Origin of the sequence: Clostridium sp. ZS2-4, from assembly GCF_026719745.1 — a bacterium.
Classification (GTDB): Bacteria; Bacillota; Clostridia; order Clostridiales; family Clostridiaceae; genus Clostridium_H.
This window is the reverse complement of the sequence record NZ_JAPPRQ010000043.1, coordinates 59900-83833: the sequence shown is the minus strand read 5'-3', so window position 1 is coordinate 83833 and position 23934 is coordinate 59900. Positions and strand designations below refer to the sequence as shown.

The window sequence follows — 23934 nt, the reverse complement described above, 5'->3', positions numbered from 1 at the left end:
TTTCCAAAAACTGTCTCAAGTAAGAAGTACTATACAGAAGTTTATTAAGCATATAAATAAAGTTCCTACACAAACAATAGATAGGCTATGTGTAAGAATGTAGGAACTTTAATAGAACTTATATATAAACAACCTGTACAAAAACCGCCTATTACAGCGGTTTTAAATTTCAAATAATTCTTATTATTAAAGATTTTTTAGGATTTAATTGTTAAGCTCTTTTAACTTCTACAGAAATTTTAATTAAGTTTTTGTCAATAATTCCTTCTATGAATGGTTGTTCTTCTATATCTTCAATAATTTGAATAGCTTGTAATCCTCCTTTTTTATCCTCTTCATATATAGGTACTTCTCCTAAAAAACAATTTTTTTCATTTATGCTAGTATATAAAATCTCATAAATATCGCCTTTTCTTGCTCCATTTACAGCAATAAAAGATTTAAATGGAACCCATACAGTTGTATGACGAACAACTCCATCAACAGCTATAGAACCAACAGTTATAATTTCACAACTAGGTCTAGCTTGATCCTTTTTAGATTGATCCTTTTTAGATTCATCCTTTTTAGATTCATCTTTGTTTTCATTTTTATTTGTATCTTCATTTTCTTTATCAGGACGTTTTATTGTTTTATACATAATACTATTGTGTATATATCCATTAACAACTACACTATTTGTATTTACTTCTACTTCAGTTAACTTAACTTCTTTATTGATACTTATAAGCTCCACTACTACATCTTTCTTAGGAGGATTAAAAATTATCTTCCTTTCAATTAGTTCTTGTCCAGTTCCTTTGCCTACTAACCTAACACCATTTAATTCATCTACACTATCCAAATTTTCATTTTTATTTGGTTCTTCTAACTCTTTGTTTACTATATTTACCTTAGGATTAGGTTCTATGAAATCTTGCTCTATATTTGGATAGTAAATATTTTTTTGCATACTGTTCCCTCCTATTAATTATTTAAATTTTAAGGTTTACTATTTTTAGCCCCATTAGTATCCTAATTTAAAATAGAAATGTTTATTATCTTTTATTCATACAGCATTATCATTTTATTATTCACAAATGATAATGCTGTAATAATTTACTCCAATATCTGGGCTAAATTACTGAAAGATAACTATAAAATATTAATTAGTTTACCTACTATATATTATTCACCTAGGGTATAGATGTTACAATTTTTGTATCTTAACATATAATTCAATATAGCTATTATCATTTCCATTCATAATCGTTTATTGTTTTTTTTTCATCAGGAAACTCTTTATATTTTTTAAAACATACTGACCTTAAATAAATTGTCAATTTGATGTCTGCTGTATCTTCCTTTAAATTTAATTTAACTAATTTTGATAAAGCTTCAATATTAATAGCTTGTTGTAACATCTTTTTTTCCATGGTATCTTCTTCAATAAATCCATCAAACTCTTGGCAAGGTTTATACAGTTCAACAGTAATATCTCTTGGATTAGTTTCCTCATTATAGCCGGGCTCACCTTCGTCTTTGGGTAAATATTTCAAAACAAAATATCTTTGAGTTATAGTTTTAGAATTAGTATCTACTACTTTCCCTAAAATCTTAACATAAATATTACTTAAAATTATTCTTATATAATTTGGATTTTTTGCAGAAATTTTTATCTTAGATCCGTTTGTCTCACAAACATTAAAGTCAATATCAACTACTTCTAATTTGATATCGCCTATTTTTTTTTTGCTAAAATCAACATATGGAAATAATGAGCTGAAATTTTCAACATTTTTACAAAGGTCAATCACACATTCATCAAAAACTATTGGTTTTGTTTGTGGTAATCTCTTATTCATTCTTAGTAAAGATGTATAAATATCGTATTTACCAAAATTAATTTTGTTTTTATACATATATCCCATCTCCTTGAATTAATTATTAGTTTACCTAACTTAAAATCAATTCTACCTTTTTATAAGGAAGAATTGTTTATTTTTAATTTTTCTAATAAGGGACTTAAATCCACATAATGCTCAGAAGCTTTGAATAATACTAAGCTTTTGGGAATTATATAATTCTCAATATGTTTTTCTGCCTCATCAACATTCTTAAAATATAGTAATTTAGATTTAGAAATCCCCTTACTTATAGCACCATTTACATATTCTTCTGCCCATTTTCCAACAGCAATTAATTTATAAAAATTTAAATTTCCTATTTCTTCACCAATCATAAAGTGCACTTTACGAGCATAATCCTCTAATTCTTTACTAGGATTTTCCATATCTCCCATTATCAAAATAAGAGGATGTCCTTCATCAAAATGAGCCATCTCTTGTACCAATAATTTAGTTGAATCCGGATTTGCATTAAAATTATCATCAATTAGAATTGTGTTGTTAATACCTTCATGAATTTTTTGTCGTCTATGACCCGTTTGAAAATTTAAAAGCCCTTTTGATATCTCATCTTCATTTAAACCTAACTTTATACCAACTGCTATAGCAGCCATAGCATTCCCTATATTATATTTGCCAAATGTATTTATTGAACATCCTATTGTAAATCCTTTTCCATTTACTTTAAACTCTGTTTTAAATCCTTTATATTTAATATCAGAAGCCCATAAATCAAACTTATTTGAAAAGCCAAATCTTATTATTTGCCCCTTATACTTATCTATTGGAAACTTAGAACAAAATTCATCTTCTCCATTAATAATTAAAACTCCATCATCAGATAAATATTCTAAAATTTCTGCTTTAGCAGCTATAATATTTTCCATAGATCCTAATCTAGCTAAATGTGCTCTGTGTATTGAAGTGACTACAGCAATATTAGGTTGTATCATACTTGAAGAATACTTCATAATCCCGAATCCTTTCATTCCTACTTCTAATACAGCAGCTTTATGATAATCTCTTAATTGAAAAATATTGAAGGCCACTCCTGCTGGTGCATTATAATTATAAAAACCCACCAAAGCTGACATTTTTTCTCTAATAACACTACCAATCATTTCTTTTGTAGTGGTCTTCCCTGAACTTCCTATAACTTGAATAAAAGGGATTTTGAATTGTTCTCTATAAAATTTAGCTAACTTAACATATGCATGTCGCCTGTCCTTCACCTCAATAACAGCTATATCTAATTTTGTCCATTTATCAATGTTAAGATTATGTGGTTTTTCAACAACAATGCTTGAAACACCTCCACTACTTAATTTATTCAACAACTTATCTTCACCTTTGGAATAGTCAGTAACAAAATACAAACAACCTGGCAAAGCTAAATCAGGCTCTTTAATAATTCTCTTAATTGTCTTTTTTCTATTACCTGTAATGATTTCACCTTTCATAGCCCTTGCTATTTCTTCCAAGAAAAATTTTTTCATTATCATCTTTCCTTCCTTAGAATGTAGTATTATTGCCTGATAAGAATTTTGCATATTCAAGTATTCTGTACATAGCAAGATTTCTTGTTTTTAATGCACCAATAGCATAAAGCAGATTATCTGGTTTTGAATTTAATTCAATTATAAAAATATTAAAGTTTTCATCTATTCCAAAATCAATAGCTAATTCACCTGCTTGTATGCCTTTATCATCTATAATTGATACCACATCTTTTGATCTTTCTCTTATTTGATTTCCTATATACTCTGCATTTTCATCAAAACACGCTGAAAGAACTACAGATGATTTTAAATCTATTTCATCTTCTAAAGTAATAAAATTTTCATTTTGCGCTGTACATCGTGCAATCATACAAGTTCTGATCCATTTTCCGGTACTATTTTTTTGCATAATTACTCGTATTTCAAAATTTCTTTCTTTATATTTTATAAGCGGTATTTTCTGTTGAATTATATAATCACTATTTATACATCCCATTTCTTCAATTTTTTCATCAATAATCTCCATAAGATTTGCTTCTTGAACCTTAATTTTTTCAGTGTAATCATATATATTATTATGAATAATCATGTAAGAAGAATCTTTTAATCTTTCAACATAAAAAAGACCGGTGCTTTTACTTCCGTATTTTAATTTAATGAACACACAAGTGCATTCTTCTATACACTGTTTTAGTTGAGTATGACTATTATATTCCCAACTTTTAGGTTGAATATCATTTGTTTTATTACTACCACTTAGTAGTAAATAAGTCTTCCATTTATCATTGGTTAATTCCATACACTCTGGACTATTTATAAATTTTATTTCATTATCCTGTATATATTTGATATACTCTTCATATTGACTATAGCTGTCCGTAGAAATTATAGACCACCTATTATAGAATACATTTGGTGCTGTAAAATATTGTTTTTTCCACTCCTCTTTATCAAAATCATAGGCATATCCTTTGATTTTATCGTAACCCCAGTCGACATCACTAACAGCAACGACATAGGTTATCATTCCTTTACTTCGTGAAAGTTTAATTAGTTTTCTAAAATAATAAGTTTGAGGTCCAAAAATATTAGCATGGTAATTCATCCTATCTGAAAGTATTGCCAATACAGGTCCAACTCTATATATGTCAAGATTTGAATCAAACCACATACCTACATTATCATTTTCTTCTATACCTATTTCTTTGCATATATCTTTAGAAAAGGATACATACCCATTCTTTTCTAAAGAAAAATCATCTTTAGGAAATACTTGAACTTTATATTTATTAGCTCCAACCACAATATTAATAATTTGACCAATACTTACACCTAACTCTTTTCTTTTATTTTTTGGAATGAAGCACCTTGAAATAATATTATAAATCTTGTTTGATGCTTTTAAGTTCCAAGCTTCCTTAATATCTTTATCCTCTTCCCATTCTTCACATAATAATATTTTTTTAAATAATGGCTCTATTACCGAACTATACTTTTTAAATGTTTTTGTATTACTTATGTTGTATAGTATCTTCTCTATTTTATCCTTGAAATAAAATTTTTCTACAAGATAAAAAGCCCTTATATCTGAATAATTACATAAAAATTCTTCCTTTAAATTAAAATATTCCTGTGCAATAACTTTTGCTAAATGAAGAACAGCTGTAGCCGTTTCAGGGTCTACAACCCAGCTACTAAGAGTACAATATTCAAATCCTTTATGAAATTTCAACCTGTAATTTCCTAATGAACCATATTTAGCTTTTCTTTTCCTTGAGGAATAGACTTTTTCAATCATCATTAATGGAAGTGCAAGATAGTTATCAAGGGCTCTTATAAATTTTATATTAGGTTTTACTCCAAAATGGACATGTCCTCCAACCCAGTAATTGTATACAGGCATATTACCTGCATATACTCCTATATTTTTATAATTAATATACCGAAATGCTTTATTCAAAATTGATTTAACAGAATCAATTACTTCAATAGGATTTATAGAATACCCTGGTCTAATCTCCATAATAGGAAAATACTCTTTGTCTGCTTCTATACTCCTAGCATCCATTCCTATGGAACCTTTTTGCGAAAAAAAATCAGATGCAAATATTAAAGCTCCTGTTTCTTTATCTTTTATTACACATTCTATATCTGCTCCAATAGTTACCTCACTTTTGTTATTTACTAAATTATCATATTTAAATACTAACTTTTTAAATTGATTAATATATGCTTCTCTACATTTTTCAGAACTCCATTGACAAGTTGCATCCACATCTAATACATAATGTATTCCTTCTAAAGTTTTTCCTATGTTTACAACCCCGAAATCTAATCCTATTGAATACACAGCCTTTTTAGCTAAATTAATAATGTTTTTTATATCTTCTTCATTTTTATTCATTAAATTTATTTCTGAGAATTCCCATCCGAAAGCTTTAGTTCTTACCACCAGTTCATCTAATTTCGATCTATTTCCACAATATTTTTCTTCAATAAAAAATACATCTGTATCCATAACATGAACTCTATATTCTTCTATAATTTTAAGATATTCTACAAAATAATCACTATCACACTTTTTGTATTCTTCTAAGCTATCAATAATTTTAATATCCGTTCCTTCTTTATGATAATATTTCCTACCTATTATTGGAAATTCAGTCTTTTTTCCAGGTTTTATTCTTTGTGGGCATTTCATTCCATGTTTTCTTAATATAAGAAGAACCCCTTCTTTATCTATAGTATTTTTAATAGCATGAGAAGAATTAAATTCAATTTTTGTAGAGTCATCATTCTTATCTATCCAATTCCCCCATCTAATAATAAAGTCATTAGTTAATTTCTCTTTAATATTTTTACAATTAAGTTCTTTATCAATCTCTACTCCTTCTTGTGAACCATCTATAATAGATTTTATTCCCATAAAGACACCTACCTTCCTCATTCTCAATATATGTAGCAATTCAACATTTAGTGTTATTCATTTTCAAATCAAAACAGCCTATTATTAGCCACTCTTTATTTCATACACACTAAAAAAGCTATTGATAAACTAAGTTTATCAATAGCTTAAAAATGATATATATAACACTTTTCACATAATTAAATTAGAAAACAATCAAATATATCCCTAAAAATACACCACTTAAAATTAATATAATGAAACTAAATGGAATTGAAAATGCTAAATATGACTTAAGGTTAAAAATCTCCATAATTTGTTCTCTAACTTCATGTTCCATTTGATATTTCTTTAAAAATCGATTCACCTCTCCTAACATTATTGGACCACCAGTTGCTGACCAAGGCAACATACTGCTTCCTGCTAAAATTCCTAATGCTAATGCAGCGTATACTAAGTTATTACCAATTACAGGTGATATATCAGTGCATATAGGAAGTAAAGTGGCTGCTGCTGGTCCAGCAGATAGAAATGTTGCTATTAAAAATGCAGATACCATAATAGATATTAGCATTAAATATTTATTTTCACCAGTAAATAGAAATATATACTCCACTATTCTACTCGTTATACCACTATATTCTAGTATTCCACCTATAAAAAATAACACCATAATGAAAAGAAGAGATTCTAAAACAGGTATTGAATTTATAATATTTTCTGGGCTATTCTTATTAGTAATCAAAAGTAGAGCTCCAAAAAACATTGAAATATATGCTATGGATATATCTAAAAATGGACCAATACAAATACCTAGAATAAATAGTACAAACCAAATTATTGGCAATTTTATCTTGTTCCAATTTAATTTATGAACTAATTCATCATTGATTGATTTACTCAATGGAGGTATTTTTTCATGCGGTAGCCTATGTGAAAAATGCTTCCTTGTCGGAACGCTTGTCCGTGTTACATGCTTACACCACAAAACAGTATATGCTGACAACAAAACCATATAAAGTGCACATGGTAAAAATAATTTTTTTATAAAGTCCATTAAAGTAAAATCCGTATATAATGTAAGAATTACAGCTGGAGTATCTGACCATGCTAGTGCAGCTCCACCTATATTAGATGAAATTATTCCAGCTACAAGTAAGGGTACAACAGGCAAATTTAACTTCAATGCTATTTTTAAACAAATGAATGTAAACATCAAAATTACACTTAGATTATTCATAAACAAAGATGCTACATACATTATAGCTACTAATAGTACTATAATTGATATTTTACGTCCTTTTGATCTACGAATCAATAAATGTTCTAAATACTCAAAAACTCCATTTTCTTCAAATATCTTAGAAAACAATGCTAATACGATGATTAAAATAAATATTTCTTTTGGAAATTTTTCAAAAGCCAAATCAGCTGGGAAAACATCGCTTACACTCCCATATATTAATAAACTCGCCGCTCCTATCATAGCAATTGGTGTTCTATAACGGGTAAAAAATATCATGGCACCATACGTTAGTAGCGACAATATTATTATACTCATCATTCACTTCGCCCTCTTTATATTTATTCACAAATATTATTGTCCATCTTATACATTGTGTATATAGTTTGTCCCAATAACTAGTGCTATGATTTTCTTTTTCATAATTAAAACGTAATGCTTTATATCTTAATTCATATTATTCACACTATCTATATTTGGTACATATATTGTATTAGAATCTTTGGCAATTTAGAAGAAAGGGGTTCCTATATATGAAGTTCACAGATAGATTTCAAAATAAACATGTTGTACCTCCACCTAAACCTTTAGTAAGTGACATATTTCCCGAACCATTAATGCTTCCTAGTAATTTTGAGGTAGTTCTTTGGAAATCATATATTCCTGTAAACGGCACAATTTTTGTAGAAAACCAAAGACTTTCTGATGATGATATTTCTGAAGCTAAACTGATAATAAATATAAAATGTTCTGATGGAAATGATATTGTTGAAACCGTAGAAAAAGGTAGACAACTTATGATAACTTCATTAAATATGGAAAGTCTTGTAGTACACTTTGAACAAACTGATGAAGAATTTTGTGTTATAAAATATGGTATAAGTATTCATAATTAAATTTTGTCAATATTGCAGACACAAAAGGTTCGGAATATTAAACTGACTTTTTGTGTCTATTTTATATTATTGAGAAGAAATATACTTTATATTTTTTACTGTACACTGAATCCATATTTTTCAAAATATAACTTTTATATTAAATATAATAACATTTTAGTAATTGATTTAATAAAAAACGAATATTGTGATAATAAGAAATTTATTTTGTATTGAAAATGAGGTATAGTATGAAACATTTAAATATTTCTGGAATAGATTTAACCACATGCAAAATATTACATCACAGTAAAACCGAAATAATATATCTAACACCGGATTTTAAAGTAATCAAGATATGCAAAAATCTTGATGAATGCAGAAGAGAATATCTTATACTAAAATACTGTGAAGGCAATAAATACTTTCCTAAAGTATATGAATATCATACTGGATATATAATTAGAGAATATATCACTGGTATTTGTTTAATAGATTATATAAAAAAACAAAGTCTTGATGAAACCCTTGCTCTTTCTCTTATTGATCTCATAGAAACTTTTCAGCTTCTCAACTTTACCAGATTAGATACAGGACTATCTCATATATTCATAAAAAAGAATGGTGAATTAAAAGTAATAGGTCTAAAAAATAACTTTACACGAAAAGAACCATACCCCAAACACATGATTTCAGGTCTTAGAAAATTAAAAGCATCTAAAAAATTTTTTAAAATCTTAAAAAGTCAGCATCCTGATTTGTATCAAAAGTGGAAGGATTAATAAAAGCTGCTGGTATATCACCACAGCTTTTTTATTAATATTAATACTTTTCAAAGTATTTTCATATAATGTACTAATATAATTGTGAAAAAGAGGATATTATGAATAAAAACACTGATTATTATATTGATTTTAATAGTAAAATTGAAAAAATGCTGCAAAGAGCTGAATTCTTAGGAAGTGGTCATAATGGCATAGTATATCTGTTAGATAATAAAAAAGTAATTAAGATTTTCAAAGACAAAAAAGTTTGTAAAAAAGAATTCACTATTTTAAGGAGAACTAGAAAAAGCAATTATTTCCCTAAGGTGTATAATCATGGGGCATATTATATTATAAGAGATTATGTAAGTGGGCAGCGGTTGGATAAATACATTAAGAAACACGGCTTTAATATACAAATAGCCCTTAATATTATTGAACTTATTAACGAATTTAAAAGACTTAATTTTAATAAGCTGGATATCAGATGTAAAGATTTATACGTAGGCAAAGATTTCTCCTTAACAGTAATTGATCCTAAAAATAATTATTCTAAAGAAGTCATTTATCCTAGACATCTAATGAAGGGATTAAATAAATTAGGTGTCTTGGATGAATTTTTGGAAACAGTTAAAGAGCAATCTCCTAAAACTTATGAATTGTGGAATTATAGAATTGAACAGTACTTTGGAAAAGGAATTAAGTAATTTCAATCCTAATTGTATTAGACGAGAGTGTAAGTAAATTTGTGTAAAAACAAATCTACTTACACTCTCCTAATCTAAGTAAATATTCTCTTTAAGTATTTTTTTGAAGGAACATTTTCTTAGCTTGAATCAAATCATCAGTGATAATGGTGTTGATACCATTATTTCCTATTTTAGAGTCATAGACCCTTACACTTTGAATTCTAATAACATTATCAAGGAATTGTTTTATCATAAGTCCATTCTTTATAATAATATATTTATTCTCATAGAACTCAGTTATTATTTTACCTATATTGTCTTCACAGTCACTCTCCATTGAATAACCTTTGTCTTTAAGAATTTTTAGAGCCAAATTAATTAAATCAGTTTCAGTATAGTCATCAAAATCTAATAAAGTTGGAAATCTGTAGTTTAAAGCTGGATTTTGTTTCATCAAATCTTTTATAGTTTTTTCTTCTCCATTCAAAACTATTATCATCCTATTGCTATTTTTATCAATAAATTTAATTAATTTAACAATAGTGTTGTTAGAATCCTCTCCTTCAATAAATAAATCAGTCCTATCTATAAATAATACCTTCCCTATTCCTTTATTCAGAACATCTTCTAACTTTTTGCCATTTTTAATAGCAGTGTCAATTTCATATTTACTGATTTGAAGAGGAGCCTTTGCATTTACTATACCTAGGCTGTATAACATTTCAGTCAAGATATTTAATACAATATTTTTACCAGTTCCCATTCCTCCAGTGAAAATAATATTCATATACTTGTTTATGTCTGAGTTTATTCCTAATTTCTTTCTTCTTTCATTAATTCTAAATAACTTATATTGATTTCTCAAAAATTCCTTAACTTTGTCATTATTAGAAATCATCATTAATTTGTTTTCAAGATTAAAACTCTTATCATTTTCAGAGAATATAAGCTTTTCAACATCCTCAGCAATTATACGATTCATTTCATAAGCACTAATCTGTTCTTCAGCAACTCTAACACTTTGAATTCTTATAAGATTTTCAATATGATTTCTTACCATTCTAGCATTACCAGATTGGGCATCTGAATTCTCATATATATCAACGAAACTCTTTTCAAGCTCTACATGAGCATTTTTAGATATTTCAAATCCTTTTGACTTTAAAAGTCTAAGCCCAATTTCCAATAATTCATTTGGTCTATAATCCTCAAAAGTAGTCCATAATGGGAATCTTGATCTAAGACCAATGTTTACATCAAAGAAATCTTCCATCTCTTTACTATATCCAGCTAAGATAACAATAACTTCTTTTGAGTAGTCTTCAATTAGTTTAAGTAATGTTTCAATAACTTCTCTACCTAGTGAATCATTTGCTAACGTATATGCCTCATCAATAAACAAAATTCCACCAATAGCCTCTTTAAATTTTGCCTCTGTTTTTTTAGATGTCTCTTCTGAATTTTCTGCTACAAAACTTGATCTATCTGTTTCAACAAGTTGTCCTCCTTTTAAGAAGCCCATGCTGTTTAACATTTCCGCTACAAGCCTTGCAATACTTGTTTTTCCTGTTCCAGGGTTACCTGCAAAAACCATATTTAAATTCTGTTCAATCTTTGTATCAACGCCTACGGATTTTCTCTTTTCTTGCGCAATTAATAATTTATATTGATTTCTCAGTAAAGTCTTTACTTCCTCTAATCCAATAATATCTTTTAATTTTTCCTCTAAATCAAATCTAACTCTAACATTAAAGTTAAAATTGCTTCTATCTAATATATCAATTTGTCTTTCCAAATCTAAAAGATACTTTTTAGAAGCATCCATTATAGCATTTTCTATAACATTCCTTACAAATCTTGCATTTCCCAATCCTTTACTCTCAATAGTTTGGTTTCTTGTAAATAGGTCTATTAAATCATTTTTCACATTATTAGCAATATAATATCCTTTATCTTTCGCTATATTAACAGCTATTTCATACATTTCTTCAGGTGTGTAATCTGTAAAATGTATAATATTATGGAACCTAGATTTTAATCCTTGATTATAATTAAACAATCTTTCCATATCTTTCTCATAACCTGCTAAAATAACAACTAGATTATCTCTATTATTTTCAATTCCACATAGGAGAGTATCTATAATTTTTCTTCCTACCGTATCATTTTCACTTTCACATAAGGAATAAGCTTCATCAATAAACAAAACTCCTCCCATAGCTGAGTTAATAATATCATTTGTTGTTTTTTCAACATCACTAGCATCTCCAGATACGAAATCAGCTTTACTAACTTCTACAAAAACATTCCTTGATAACAATCCTAAAGCATTTAAAAAATCAAATGTAATTCTAGCAGCATTTGTTTTTCCAGTCCCTGCATTACCTACAAAGATCATGTTTAGAGGTATATTAACTGTCTTCATACTAAGTCTTTCTCTTATTTTTTGTACTTTAAAGTTGTTTTCAATATTATTTATGTGTTCTTTGAATTCTTTGATCCCTACTATTGAATCCAACCTATACTTTACTTCTTCTAAGGACGGTGTTACATAATCTTTTAATTCATATACTTCATTATTTATTTTTGCAAATATTTTATCATTTTCGATATATAATAAAATTCTACTATTTTTCTTAATCTTTTCTTCTTCAATAATTTTCTTTAGAGGATTGCCTATTTTGTATCTAGTATAATCCATTAAAGTAAAATTCTTATCTTCATTAAATTTATAAATATAAGATAAAATACCGTAATCCTCTTCTGGATTATTACCTTCTTTATTTCTAAATGTGATATCAAGACTATAATTTACTTCTAATTCTTTTAATACCTTAAATAGTATTTTTTTCATAAGAAGTGTTTTTTCAACCTTGGTTAGGTTTTTAGTATATAAAACTTTGTCTCTGTTATTAATGTAATTTTCAACAAACTCTAAATAATCATTGTCATTCTTTTTATCATATAAAAACACAACAAATTTATCATTACATTGTATTGTATTAATTGTATTTCCTACATCTTCAGTTGTTTCTAAAAGAAATCTGTTATTCATAACATAATCCGTCTCTAATTCAATACTACTATTTGGATATATCTTAGATAATACATCAAGCATCTTATCACTTGCCATATTAACATTTGTGAACACTATACCTTCTGAACTATTGCTCAGCTTTTCATATAAGTCTGTTAAAAATGCATTATAACCGTAGTTAAAATTGTATGAAGCTAAATCAATCTCTTCAAGAGTTCCATTTTCTAAAAGTTTATTTGCTCTTAATTCTTGGAACATATGTCTCATACCAACTTTTTTAAATGTATTCATCTCTCCAACAACAAGTAATATACCTTTTTCTCTGTTCATTATTTTATCTTTAAAATAATCACTTAATTCCTTAAAATAATTTTCTTGTCCAATAAATTCTTTATTCAATTTTTCTTGTATTTCTGCAAAAATATCTTCATTTAAAATCAATCCCATAATGCATTTCTCCCTTAATAAATATTTTCTCTATCTATCCAAATAGTTTGATGACTATAAGCGGTATAAATAACATTTTAATATAAAGATAATTATAGCATAATTTAATGATAAGTTCATAAAAAACGCCATTAAAAATTGTTAAATTTACATTTCCACTATTATACATTGTGATTTAGAATTTAAGAACTTAAAAGTAAAAATTCTTGTGATTAAGAGGTTGTACATAGAAGTGCCTAAAAAGTATAAGTAATTCAAGCAAAGCCTAATAGATCCATAAATTCTATTAGACTTTTTTATTCTGTAACTATAATATCAATTTTTAATATATTTAGACATATACCCCAAATATATCTTTTCCTTGAGCATTAATTCTTTCTTCTTTAAATTCCTTATTTTTATTGAAGTTAAATATAACCAAATATCCTTTATCTAGAGAATGAATATCTAAATAATCACAAAGCTGCTTAATGCCCTCTTCATGATATTTAGCTCCTCTCCATATCTTCATTTCAATGATATATTTAAAATTATTATAGGTTATAACAACATCTAATCTTTTTTCTTCTGAAACTTGAACTTCTTTAAAATCAAAGCCTACTCCATTTATTATAGGTTTAATAAATGCTAAAAATAATAATCTTCCATGATGCTCTATAAACTCTTTATCCTTTGAAGAATATTGCTCTTTCATAAATTGCATAAATCTTTGAAGAATTTTTTCTATATTCAGCCCTCCATTAGTTTCTATAAACGCACCTTTAAAATTATAATTATCCATTTTACTATAAGTATTTTCAAGCTTTGATACCATGTAATTATACATTCTTTCTGCAAATATCTTATTAGCTATGGTAACTTTCCCATCACTATTTTTAAAATATCCATAGGTTATTCCTAAATCGATAAGTGGATTATCTTTATTAAAACTCTTCTGCACTCCCCGTACAATTATATCTTCTATATAGTCGTATAGTTCTTTGTTATTTTCTAAATTCTTTATCATACTATCAAATAAAGTATTTTTTTCTTCTAAAATTATTTTAACAGATTTTTGCACATCATATATGCTCCAAGGCTTTTTCTCTAATTCATAAATTCTCTCATCAATAATTTGACATACTCTACTAACTAAGAATGGATATCCCTGAGTAAAAAAATATATTTCTTCACTAATATTATTTATATCCATTAAAATATGATTTTCCTCAGAGTACTCTTTTAACATTGTAGCAATCTCAATTGGTGAAAAACTCATGTCTACATTAAACTCTACTGCTATGTTCCATGGTGAATTGTATTTAGTTTCTTCATCATGTCTTAATTTTAACTTTAAACTTTTTACATCATGCACCCCTACTAATATGACTGATTTAAATGTATAGTCTTCTTCAATTTCTCTCGCTAAATATTTATTTCTAAGCATCCCTATAAAACTTAAAAAAAGTTGATTATTTGAACTTTTATCTACTTCATCTATTAATAACACTACTTCTTTTGAGCTATTCATTGTAAATTTTGTTATTACTTTTGATAAATCTTTTATATCATAAACATTCTCTTTTAATTTTAATAAAATTTCACTTTCTTCTTGATGAGTAAACTGTAAATTTTCACTCATAAGTTCTAAAAAAACTCTAGAAAAATATTTTTCTGACTGAAAAACTATATCACCGATTCCTTCAAAACTAATATTTATAACTAAATACTTTTCTTTTAAAATTTTCTTTATTTGACTAAGTGTTGTTGTTTTTCCATACTGTCTCGGTCTATTTATCGTAAAGTAAAATTCATTATCTATAAGTTCCTTTATCTGTTCAAGCTTATTGCTTATATCAACCATATAGTGTTTTCTACTGACACACACACCAGTAGTATTAAATCTCTTTTTCACAAATGAATTTCACCCCCTAATTTACATATATATATTTCTATTATAAATTATTATAACACAAGCCAATGATACATTTAATATCATTGGCTTGTTTGTAATGATTTAATCATATTCTTCTTATTTTATATTTTATCTCCATATTTATCTGCCATAGATTTTGAATTTACTTCTATTCATTTATTCCTTTACTTAAAATTTTTCATTTATACTAAATGTTCTTGCTCAAGCTTTATGTTTTCTTTAAACATATATTCAAAAATCTGAAAAAACTCTTTAAAAGCTTCCTCCTTAAGCATTTCTAACAACATCTTTTTATCATTTTTTGTTAATTCTTTGCAGTATTTTTTTCCATTGATTAAAGTTTTTAAATCCATGTTGTATGGAATAAAATTTATAGAAGTTTTTTCTCTTAAATGCTTAAGTATTTTGAACCCCCCACAATCTATATCTCCAAAATGATAAAACTCTAAATTCTTATTATTTTCTTTTATTTTTTTTAGTAGCTCTCTTCTTGCATTGTTGTGAAAACCACCTAAATATATGCATACAAAATCATTTTCATTAAAAGTATTGAATGTTGTTAGATTTTCTATGGTTATTATTTTAGACGTATTTATCTCTATCTCTTTTATCTCTTTTAAATCCTGTGAGCTTATTCCTATACCGAAGTTTAGCTCTCCTATATTCAAAGTTTTCTCCTTTAGCTTTAGTTTAATATCTCCTTTAAAGTAAATATAGCTAGGATTGTTCAATATGTTGAATTCCTCTAAAGTTTCTTCTCCGCTAAACTCCTTTAGTATCCTTAAAATCTTTCCTTCTATAGCTTCAAACCTTTTTGAATCTTTAAATACTCTTATAGAAAAGTTTCTTTTAAATATTTCTCCTTCTTGATTTATTATATTTTTAAGAGCTTTTAGTATGTCCTTACATTCTTCTATATTTTCTATATCCAGATACTTTTTTATAGAAGCTTTCTCACTTAACTTATTTATCATTTCCTTTGCAAATTCTCCTAGTGGAAAATTTTCTTCTGCATACCCTTGTAATAACTCAATACATTCTTCTTCGCTATTTGCCTTTGGCTTTCTTTTTAATAGCTCATAAACCTCTTTTATATTGTTTATATTTAAGTCTACTCTCTTTATAAGATGGTTTTCATAGCCTTTTCCCCAAGCTATTTTAACGAAATCTAGTTTTTCTAATTCTTTAACACTTTGTTCTATTTCTTCTCTTTTTAAATAATTATCTTCATCAAAATAATCTTTTACATTTTTAGCTGTAAATCTTAATGATATCTTTCTTTCATTTAAAGAAGCCCCCTTATATAGGGCACTTCTTTCATAAGTATCTATTAAACTATTCAGTATCTCTTCCTTGTACTTTTTCATTGTTATATCCCTCTATTAAACTATAGTCCTCACCTTTTATTGCTAATAGTGTAGTATTTACAAAAGGAGTTATAGTATCTATTTTTTGTGGTGGTGATGCTATTATTAATTGTAATGGTAATCTATTAAAAAATTCCATCATCGCAACTATTCTGCTTTCATCCATTTTATCAAAGGCTTCATCAAACAATATTAAACCTATTGGCTCTGAGTTCGTTGGCATTGAGTAAAGCTGTACAAAAGAAGCTGCCATTGCCACATAATATGGTGTTTGAGTTTCTCCACCGCTTTTCTCTTTACAAACCTTTGAGAATAATGAGTGTTCTCCATTAGAGTGTTTTATTTTTATATCATAATTCATATAGGTTCTATAATCTGTAAATCGTTGTAATTCCTTATCTTCACTTTCACCATCTATGGTTAGCTTATCAAAAAGTTCTTCTAATACTTCCTTATACTTATCCTCATAATCTTGAGTAAATAGAGTATATCCTTCACCTATATTTCTTTCATCCATTATCATATCATAGTATTTATTCACTTTTGCATCTTTACTTTTTTCTATCTTAAACTCATACTCTTCATTTCCGAACTTAACCCCTTGAAGTGCTCTATTTAAATCCCTAAACTCCTTTTTTGCAATAGTTATATTTTCATTTATTTTTGATATAAAATGCTCTCTAAACTCTAATTCAGCTCTTTCCTTTGCTTTCTTTACATTGTCCTCATATTCTATAATAGTACTTTTTCTAAGCTTTTCTAACTCATCTAAAAAACTGCCTACTCCATCTTCGCCAAGTGCTGCTCCAAACTCATATTCTCTATTGTAGTCACCTTGTAGATTCTTTAATTCCTCTAATCGATTTTGTTTTCTTGTCTCATTATTGTTTTTTGAAGTTGTAAAGTTTGATTTTATAGTTTCTAAAGTCTTTCTCTTTCTTTCAACTTCAACTCTTTTCTCACCTTCTTCAAAAACACCTACGTTCTTTAAGCATTTTTCTTTTAGTTCCTCTTCTTTTCGTTCTAAATTACCAAGTTTATACTTTCTATTTTCTCTATGAGTTTCTATTCTATTTTTCAAAGCTCCTATATTTATAGCTATTGAATTATATTTTTCTTTTAGACCTTCTAGTTCTTTACTAACTTCTTGTAGCTTAAAGTTTAACTCCATAAATGTACTATTCTTAGTTAACTCTTCTTTTTCTTTTTTAACAGAAGCTAGTGCTGTTCTCTCTATTTCTTCTTCTCTTACTACATAAACATCTTCGCTTATTCTTTCTAATTTTGTATCCCTTATTATTTTTATTACGTTATCTAAATCCTTTTTCTTTTCTAATAAATCATCTATTTTTTCTTTAAGTACTTCTCTTTTTTCTTTAAATTCCTCCAGCTGAATCTTATAAGCTTCTTCTCCTATATAAGGTCTTTTGTATATTTCCTTATCAATAGCTCTTGCTACATGATTTTGATACACCATACAATCTGGTGTAATAGCAGTTTTATGCTCCTTAAGTTTGTTAAGATTTTCTTCTCTTATCACTCTTCCTAAAATCATGTTGATAAATCTTTTACCATCTCTGCTTTTTGATGTAACAACCGCTGCTAACGAATTTGTATCTACATCATCATACTTTCCTAACTTTAATGTATTTATAAGCCCAACTGAATGAATTCCTTTTTTCTTTACCAATCTATCATAAACATCAAGTGCCTTATCAAAGTTTTTTCCTTCAACTATTAGATAAAACCTTTGAGTGTTTAAATATCCCTCAACTGCATTTTTCCACTTTGGATCTGTAACCTCTAATACCTCACATAATATTTTAGGTTCATCATTTATCCCTAAAGTTTTAAAGTTAGTTATTATTTCTTCCTTTAAAGTAATAACATTTTTAGGATATTGAAGATTTCTTTTCTCCAATTCTTTTATACTTACTTCTACTTCCTTTAATTCTTCTCTTTGTTTTTCAATATCTAATTCATATTTTGTTGAACTTTTTAAATCTTCTTCTTTTCTTTTATCTAATTTCTCACTTAAACTTTTTGCAATATTTATAAAATTTTCTAATTCAACATTAATATTTCTTGTAAAATCTAAAAATATGTTTATATCTATTTTTTCAATTCCAAGGTCTTTTAACCTCTTAAGTCTTCTTTCTTCTTCCTTTAATTTATTGATAAAAGTTTTTTTACTATTAGATAATTTTTCAAGATTATTTTCCTTTTCTGATATCTTTTTATTTATGTCTGCTAATGCTATAAATTCTTCATTGGTGTTTAAGGTTATTTGAATATTATTTCTTTTATCTTCATTTTGTCTTATTAAATCATTCAATTCTTTCTGCTTCTTTTCACTTAGTATCTTGTTGTTCTCATCACTCTTTATCTTTTCTTCTAATATTCTTATTTCTTCCCTTAATATTTCTCTATCTACTATATCAATGATAAATGAATGTAGATTTACGTTACTTGCAGCTCTTTCATATTCCTCATAGCTTTCTTTTATATTTTCAAGCTTTTCTATTCTTTTTCTAACATCATCAACTAAGTTTTGACATTCTTTATACGTTCTTATATTTTCCCTTAAATTATCTATGCTAAGTTCCTTTTCCTCTAATATGTACTGATAAACAAAATCCTTAACATCTGTAATAGGCTTAAAAGCAAGAGCTTTAGGTAATAAAGCATTAAACTTTTCTCCTATTCTACCAAGCTTATTTAAAAAATCCTTTCTTGCTTCTCCGTAGTTAGTATATGCTTGAATACTTTTACTTCTATACAAAGTTTTAAAGTTAGATATGTCCAAAGGAACTCCATCAACTATGTAATTTATATCCTTTATTCTATGCTTTTCTATTCTGTAAAACATAACCTTTTCAGAGGTTTCAGAAGAAGAATCTATAACAGCACCTATTATAAAATAATTTTTTCTGTTTTCTTCATAAAACTCAAGAGCCAAATGCGATGTTATATCTCCAGTTCTTGAATATTCACTTCCTTCTCTTCCTGTTTTATATCTAACATACCCTGTAAGATTTCTTTTTGAATTCTCATTTGCTGCCTTGTTAAAATTATTTTTGTTGCAAGTCAAAACAAACTGTATAGCATCTAATATAGTAGATTTTCCTGCTCCATTTTCACCTGAAATCAATACAGAATTTTTAATATTCATTGTTTCATCTACAAAAGCATGCCAATTAATAAGTCTCATTCCCGTTAACTTCTTCACCTTCTTTTACCTCCTTTCTCTTGTAAGTATTTAACTTTTCATATACTTTTGTTATATCCTCCATTCTTAATGCCATAAGTATGGAAGGATATATTATAATTCTTGAATCTCCTAATGTCATATTAGAATCTAAATTTTGAATTATGTTATACTTTTTTAATGTTCTTAATCCATCTAAAAGCTTTGTTTTATCCATCAATTTATCTTGAAACTCTAATGCTATAAACTTTTCTTGTATCTCTGATATTTGTACCATTATATCTTCTGTAAGACTTAGTTCTTCCATCTTTTCATGATAAAGTATCCTAAGTATCAAAAGTAATATACTATCTATAAGCTTAAGATTAACCTTATTTGAATTATTCTTGTTTATAAGCTGAGCAACTCCTATTGTTTTATTTATCTCTATCTCATAATCCAATAAACCTAAATATTCATTTAAAACCTCTAAATTACTTTCTACAAAATAATAATCACTTTTTGTATCTTCTTTCTTCTTACATATAAAACACACACTCAAAAGCTTATTGCATACTTTCTTAAAGTTCTCCTTATTCTTTATATTAAACTCCTCTACTCTCAAATTTACTTCCTCCAAATTTCAAAGTTTTTGTAGCTATATCCGTCATTATTTATCATGTCTTCTCTCTTTTTAAGCTTATATTTTGCTAATACAGCTGTTCCGTATAATCTTATATATATTAGTTTTATAAAATCTTCTACTGACCTAATCTCTATATCATCTGCATACATCATAGTTTTATCTTGTAACAACTCTAAAACTATATTATTCATCTTTTCTAAAGTATACTTCTTCTCTTGATTTTTTCTAAACTCAGCTATTTTTCTTTCTCTTTCCTCTTTTGATATATTCTTTAATACTAAAGCCTTTGGTGCAAATGATTTTTTACCCTCATTTGAAGTATAAAGAGAAGTTTCATCAATATATCCATGAGTATATAAAGTGAATAAATCCATAATTTCCTCTATTGTTTCATCAGTCAGCTTCATTTCTGTATCCTTATAACTCTCTGCTGCAAACTGAAGAATCCTCTTTACTTGTCCTACCAAATCTCTTGAATTATTCAATAAGAACTTAGCTCTTGTTACTGCTGCCCTTTGATACTTTGAATTCTTACTGTCTATTTCCTCCATGATATCATCCAAATTATTAAAAGCATAAATAACATCTTGTATAATATTTATTACTTTTTCTTTCCCATCTTCTAATTCCTTTAGATTTTCTTCTTCCATGAAAAATTTTGCTGCATTATCTATAAAATTATTGTCATAGCTTAATTCTTCTAACTTGGAAATTATCTTAGGTCTATATTTAGATATGTTATCTGAGGTTCTTAATCTGTGATAAGACTTATCTATTATATTAATCATATAATCCTTAAAAAGCGCTTCCATTATCTCCTCTGGTGTTTGCTGTTTAGTTAATGCATCTATGTACTTTTTTATATTTGCATTTAAAGTTTTTAAAGCTCCTAATATCTCCTTAGTATTTTCAAAGACTTGCTTTAACAAAACCCCATTATTTATGTTTTCTGTAGAATATAGTAAATGGTATATGGATATGATGTTGCCTTGATACTCTAAAGTTTCCTTGTTTATAATCTTCTTTAAAGCATCTATTATAACTATTGCATAATCATTAAAATTAATGATTTCCTTATAATTGTTAGTAGTCTCCTTATAAACCCACCCATAATCTATTAACTTTCTAACTAAAGAATTTGCTTTATCTTTAAAGCTTAAAGAGTTTTCTCCTAATTCTTCATCTAAACTTTTTATATTTCTCTCTCTTAATAAACCTTCTATCTCATCAACTAATATTTCTTTTTCTATACCATAAGACAATCCATTTTGAACTAATTTATATGTAATAAAAATAATTTCTGCATATAAATACTTGTTTGCTGAAGCTAAAGGTGAAAATAAATTATCAGGTATTACATTAAATAAATGAGTATTAATACTATCACCACCACTTTTTAAATTCTATTCATAATTATACCGTATTTTTAGTATTTATATAATGATTCTCCATTCAAAGATTAAACCTAACTAAAAAATTTCAGAATTTAAGAACTTAAAAATAAAAATTATTGTAAAAAAATAACTTTAAATTGCATAATCTTTAAATATAAAGCTTAATAAACCCTAATCACCAGTACTCTATAAGTTTCATATAATACTATCACATGAATTAATTCTGTGGAGGTAAATTTTTTTATGAGAAGAAAGGTGTTTAGTCTATTTTCAATTCTCTGTACATTGTTCTTGAGTTTCTCACTTCTATCAGGCTGCAGTACAAAAAAAGATACTCAACTAAAAAAAGTTAAGTTAAATGAAGTAGTACGTTCTGTATTTTATGCTCCTATGTATGTGGCTATAAATGAAGGTTTCTTTAAAGAAGAAGGCTTGGATATTGATCTTTCTACAGGTCAGGGTGCAGAAACAGCTATTGTGAAAACACAAGTATTATAATTAAGAAGTTGTACATAGAAGTGGCTAAAAAAACGGCATTCACTCGCTATGAATGAATACCCTTCCTTTATTTATTAAAAGTACTGTTCTAATTCTTCAATTGAATTTATTTCAAATATCTCTATTGCAATTATCTCTAATGTTTCTTCTGGAAGTGTTTTTATTTTTACTTTATATTCATTTGGCACCTTTTTAAATTTTTTAGTCAACATTTTAATTAAAAGTTCTACTTTGCCTTCCTCTCTGCCTTCTTCTCTACCTTTTTCTATTCCTTCTTGTATTAAGCTTTTACCAAGTTCAGTCATTCTCAATTCCTCCTTTACTTTTTCTAAATCTTTTCCGCTCAAAAATTTATTTGAAAAAGCATATAGTATTGATTCTACATCATTTCTATAATCGTTGTGTATATCTTTTACTATATGTATAGCATTAAGTATCTTATCTACTGTGCTTATTTTTCCTCCCATAATAGGAGTAAATGTTAAAGATATTATATCTTGTTTTGTAATCTCTATTCCGGATTTTATTTTTTCTACAATATCATTATATATTTTATCTCCATCTTTATCTGCCATAGATATTGATTTTACTTTGTATTCATTTATTCCTGTTGTTAAAATATTTCCTGGATTTTTTATATTACCAGAATAAACAACATAAGTTAATACATCTTTACCCGTCTGATGACTTAATAATGCTTCATAAGCTCTAAACCTTCTTAAATCTACTTTCCCTTTATTAGTTGTTTGAAATTCAAAATGTATAAAAGTATCATCTTCCATTAGGAAGGTATAGTCCATAAACATGTTTTTAGTTTCTAAAACAACTAATTCTGTTGGACCAAGTTCCTTAACTTTTTTGTTTATTCCAAAGAATTTTAGTCCTTCCTCTGCAAAAAGATCCATTGCTCTTTTCATTATCAAATCTTCATAGTGTGTAGACTTCATTAGTTCACCTTCCTAGTTTCTTATTATATCTTTATTTTAATTCATTATAAAAATTACTTCAACAACATATTTAATTCCTGGCAATTCACATATTGATATAACAATAGCCTTGAAATTTAGAATATAAGAACTTAAAAATAAAAATTGNTAAATATAAAGCTTAATAAACCCTAATCACCAGTACTCTATAAGTTTCATATAATACTATCACATGAATTAATTCTGTGGAGGTAAATTTTTTTATGAGAAGAAAGGTGTTTAGTCTATTTTCAATTCTCTGTACATTGATCTTGAGTTTCTCACTTCTATCGGGCTGTAGTATAAAAAAAGAAACAACTCTTAAAAAGATCAACTTAAATGAAGTAGTACGTTCTGTATTTTATGCTCCTATGTATGTTGCTATAAATGAAGGTTTTTTTAAAGAAGAAGGATTAGATATTGATCTTTCTACAGGTCAGGGTGCAGAAACAACTATTGTCAAAACACAAGTATTGTAATTAAGAGGTTGTACATAAAAATTCCTAAAAAGTAAACAAAATCCTGACTACCTATTCAGTCAAGCTTATTTTAAAAAATATATACTAAATTTCTCTAGATTATTTAATTTTCTTTATTATTTTCCATTTCTTCTTTTA

The 23934-nt window shown here is 27.0% G+C and carries 17 protein-coding genes; 5 read left to right on the top strand and 12 right to left on the bottom strand.

Annotated elements, in window-relative coordinates:
* Nucleotides 1–211: 211 nt before the first annotated feature.
* The 5 genes from OIO11_RS07225 to OIO11_RS07205 form a co-directional block, all read right to left on the bottom strand.
* Nucleotides 212–952 (bottom strand): SPOCS domain-containing protein, encoded by a 741-nt coding sequence (locus OIO11_RS07225; protein ID WP_268070763.1) that lies wholly within the window; start codon nt 950–952, stop codon nt 212–214.
* Between the two features lie 280 nt (nt 953–1232).
* A complete protein-coding gene (locus tag OIO11_RS07220; protein ID WP_268070762.1) occupies nt 1233–1901 on the bottom strand; it encodes a hypothetical protein in 669 nt (222 codons plus the stop codon).
* Between the two features lie 59 nt (nt 1902–1960).
* Nucleotides 1961–3382 carry a UDP-N-acetylmuramoyl-tripeptide--D-alanyl-D-alanine ligase gene (locus OIO11_RS07215; RefSeq protein ID WP_268070761.1) on the bottom strand — a complete coding sequence of 474 codons (1422 nt, stop codon included), beginning with the start codon at nt 3380–3382 and terminating at the stop codon, nt 1961–1963.
* A 16-nt stretch (nt 3383–3398) separates the two neighbouring features.
* Nucleotides 3399–6311, bottom strand: coding sequence for a putative amidoligase domain-containing protein (locus OIO11_RS07210; protein ID WP_268070760.1), 2913 nt, complete (start codon nt 6309–6311; stop codon nt 3399–3401).
* A 184-nt stretch (nt 6312–6495) separates the two neighbouring features.
* Nucleotides 6496–7854: an SLC13 family permease gene (locus OIO11_RS07205; RefSeq protein ID WP_268070759.1), complete on the bottom strand. Its 1359-nt coding sequence runs from the start codon at nt 7852–7854 to the stop codon at nt 6496–6498.
* Nucleotides 7855–8066: 212 nt separating this feature from the next.
* Between OIO11_RS07205 and OIO11_RS07200 the strand changes: the two genes are divergently transcribed.
* From OIO11_RS07200 to OIO11_RS07190, 3 genes are all read left to right on the top strand, one after another.
* Nucleotides 8067–8429: an S-Ena type endospore appendage gene (locus tag OIO11_RS07200; RefSeq protein WP_268070758.1), complete on the top strand. Its 363-nt coding sequence runs from the start codon at nt 8067–8069 to the stop codon at nt 8427–8429.
* 230 nt (nt 8430–8659) lie between these two features.
* Nucleotides 8660–9190, top strand: a complete 531-nt coding sequence (locus OIO11_RS07195; protein WP_268070757.1) for a serine/threonine protein kinase — start codon at nt 8660–8662, stop codon at nt 9188–9190.
* A 101-nt stretch (nt 9191–9291) separates the two neighbouring features.
* Nucleotides 9292–9879, top strand: coding sequence for a protein kinase (locus tag OIO11_RS07190; protein WP_268070756.1), 588 nt, complete (start codon nt 9292–9294; stop codon nt 9877–9879).
* Between the two features lie 91 nt (nt 9880–9970).
* Here OIO11_RS07190 and OIO11_RS07185 read toward each other — a convergent pair whose 3' ends face one another.
* From OIO11_RS07185 to OIO11_RS07160, 6 genes are all read right to left on the bottom strand, one after another.
* Nucleotides 9971–13336 carry an AAA family ATPase gene (locus OIO11_RS07185; protein ID WP_442781253.1) on the bottom strand — a complete coding sequence of 1122 codons (3366 nt, stop codon included), beginning with the start codon at nt 13334–13336 and terminating at the stop codon, nt 9971–9973.
* Nucleotides 13337–13676: 340 nt separating this feature from the next.
* Nucleotides 13677–15239: an AAA family ATPase gene (locus OIO11_RS07180; protein ID WP_268070754.1), complete on the bottom strand. Its 1563-nt coding sequence runs from the start codon at nt 15237–15239 to the stop codon at nt 13677–13679.
* 203 nt (nt 15240–15442) lie between these two features.
* A complete protein-coding gene (locus OIO11_RS07175) occupies nt 15443–16627 on the bottom strand; it encodes a Wadjet anti-phage system protein JetD domain-containing protein (RefSeq protein ID WP_268070753.1) in 1185 nt (394 codons plus the stop codon).
* Entirely contained in the window at nt 16596–19856 is a 3261-nt protein-coding gene (locus OIO11_RS07170; protein ID WP_268070752.1) for an ATP-binding protein, read from the bottom strand. The genes OIO11_RS07175 and OIO11_RS07170 overlap by 32 nt, the downstream gene beginning before the upstream one ends.
* On the bottom strand, nt 19825–20439 hold the full coding sequence (locus OIO11_RS07165; RefSeq protein WP_268070751.1) for a DUF4194 domain-containing protein: 615 nt from the start codon (nt 20437–20439) through the stop codon (nt 19825–19827). The genes OIO11_RS07170 and OIO11_RS07165 overlap by 32 nt, the downstream gene beginning before the upstream one ends.
* 2 nt (nt 20440–20441) lie before the next feature.
* Complete coding sequence (locus OIO11_RS07160; protein WP_442781251.1) at nt 20442–21722, bottom strand: Wadjet anti-phage system protein JetA family protein; 1281 nt, start codon at nt 21720–21722, stop codon at nt 20442–20444.
* A gap of 375 nt (nt 21723–22097) precedes the next feature.
* Here OIO11_RS07160 and OIO11_RS07155 point away from each other — a divergent pair, with 375 nt between their 5' ends.
* Nucleotides 22098–22352 carry an ABC transporter substrate-binding protein gene (locus OIO11_RS07155; RefSeq protein WP_268070750.1) on the top strand — a complete coding sequence of 85 codons (255 nt, stop codon included), beginning with the start codon at nt 22098–22100 and terminating at the stop codon, nt 22350–22352.
* A gap of 74 nt (nt 22353–22426) precedes the next feature.
* On the opposite strand, the gene OIO11_RS07150 is transcribed toward OIO11_RS07155, so the two are convergent.
* Entirely contained in the window at nt 22427–23299 is an 873-nt protein-coding gene (locus OIO11_RS07150; protein ID WP_268070749.1) for a DUF4351 domain-containing protein, read from the bottom strand.
* A gap of 242 nt (nt 23300–23541) precedes the next feature.
* Between OIO11_RS07150 and OIO11_RS07145 the strand changes: the two genes are divergently transcribed.
* Complete coding sequence (locus tag OIO11_RS07145) at nt 23542–23796, top strand: ABC transporter substrate-binding protein (protein ID WP_268070748.1); 255 nt, start codon at nt 23542–23544, stop codon at nt 23794–23796.
* The last annotated feature ends 138 nt before the right edge of the window (nt 23797–23934 follow it).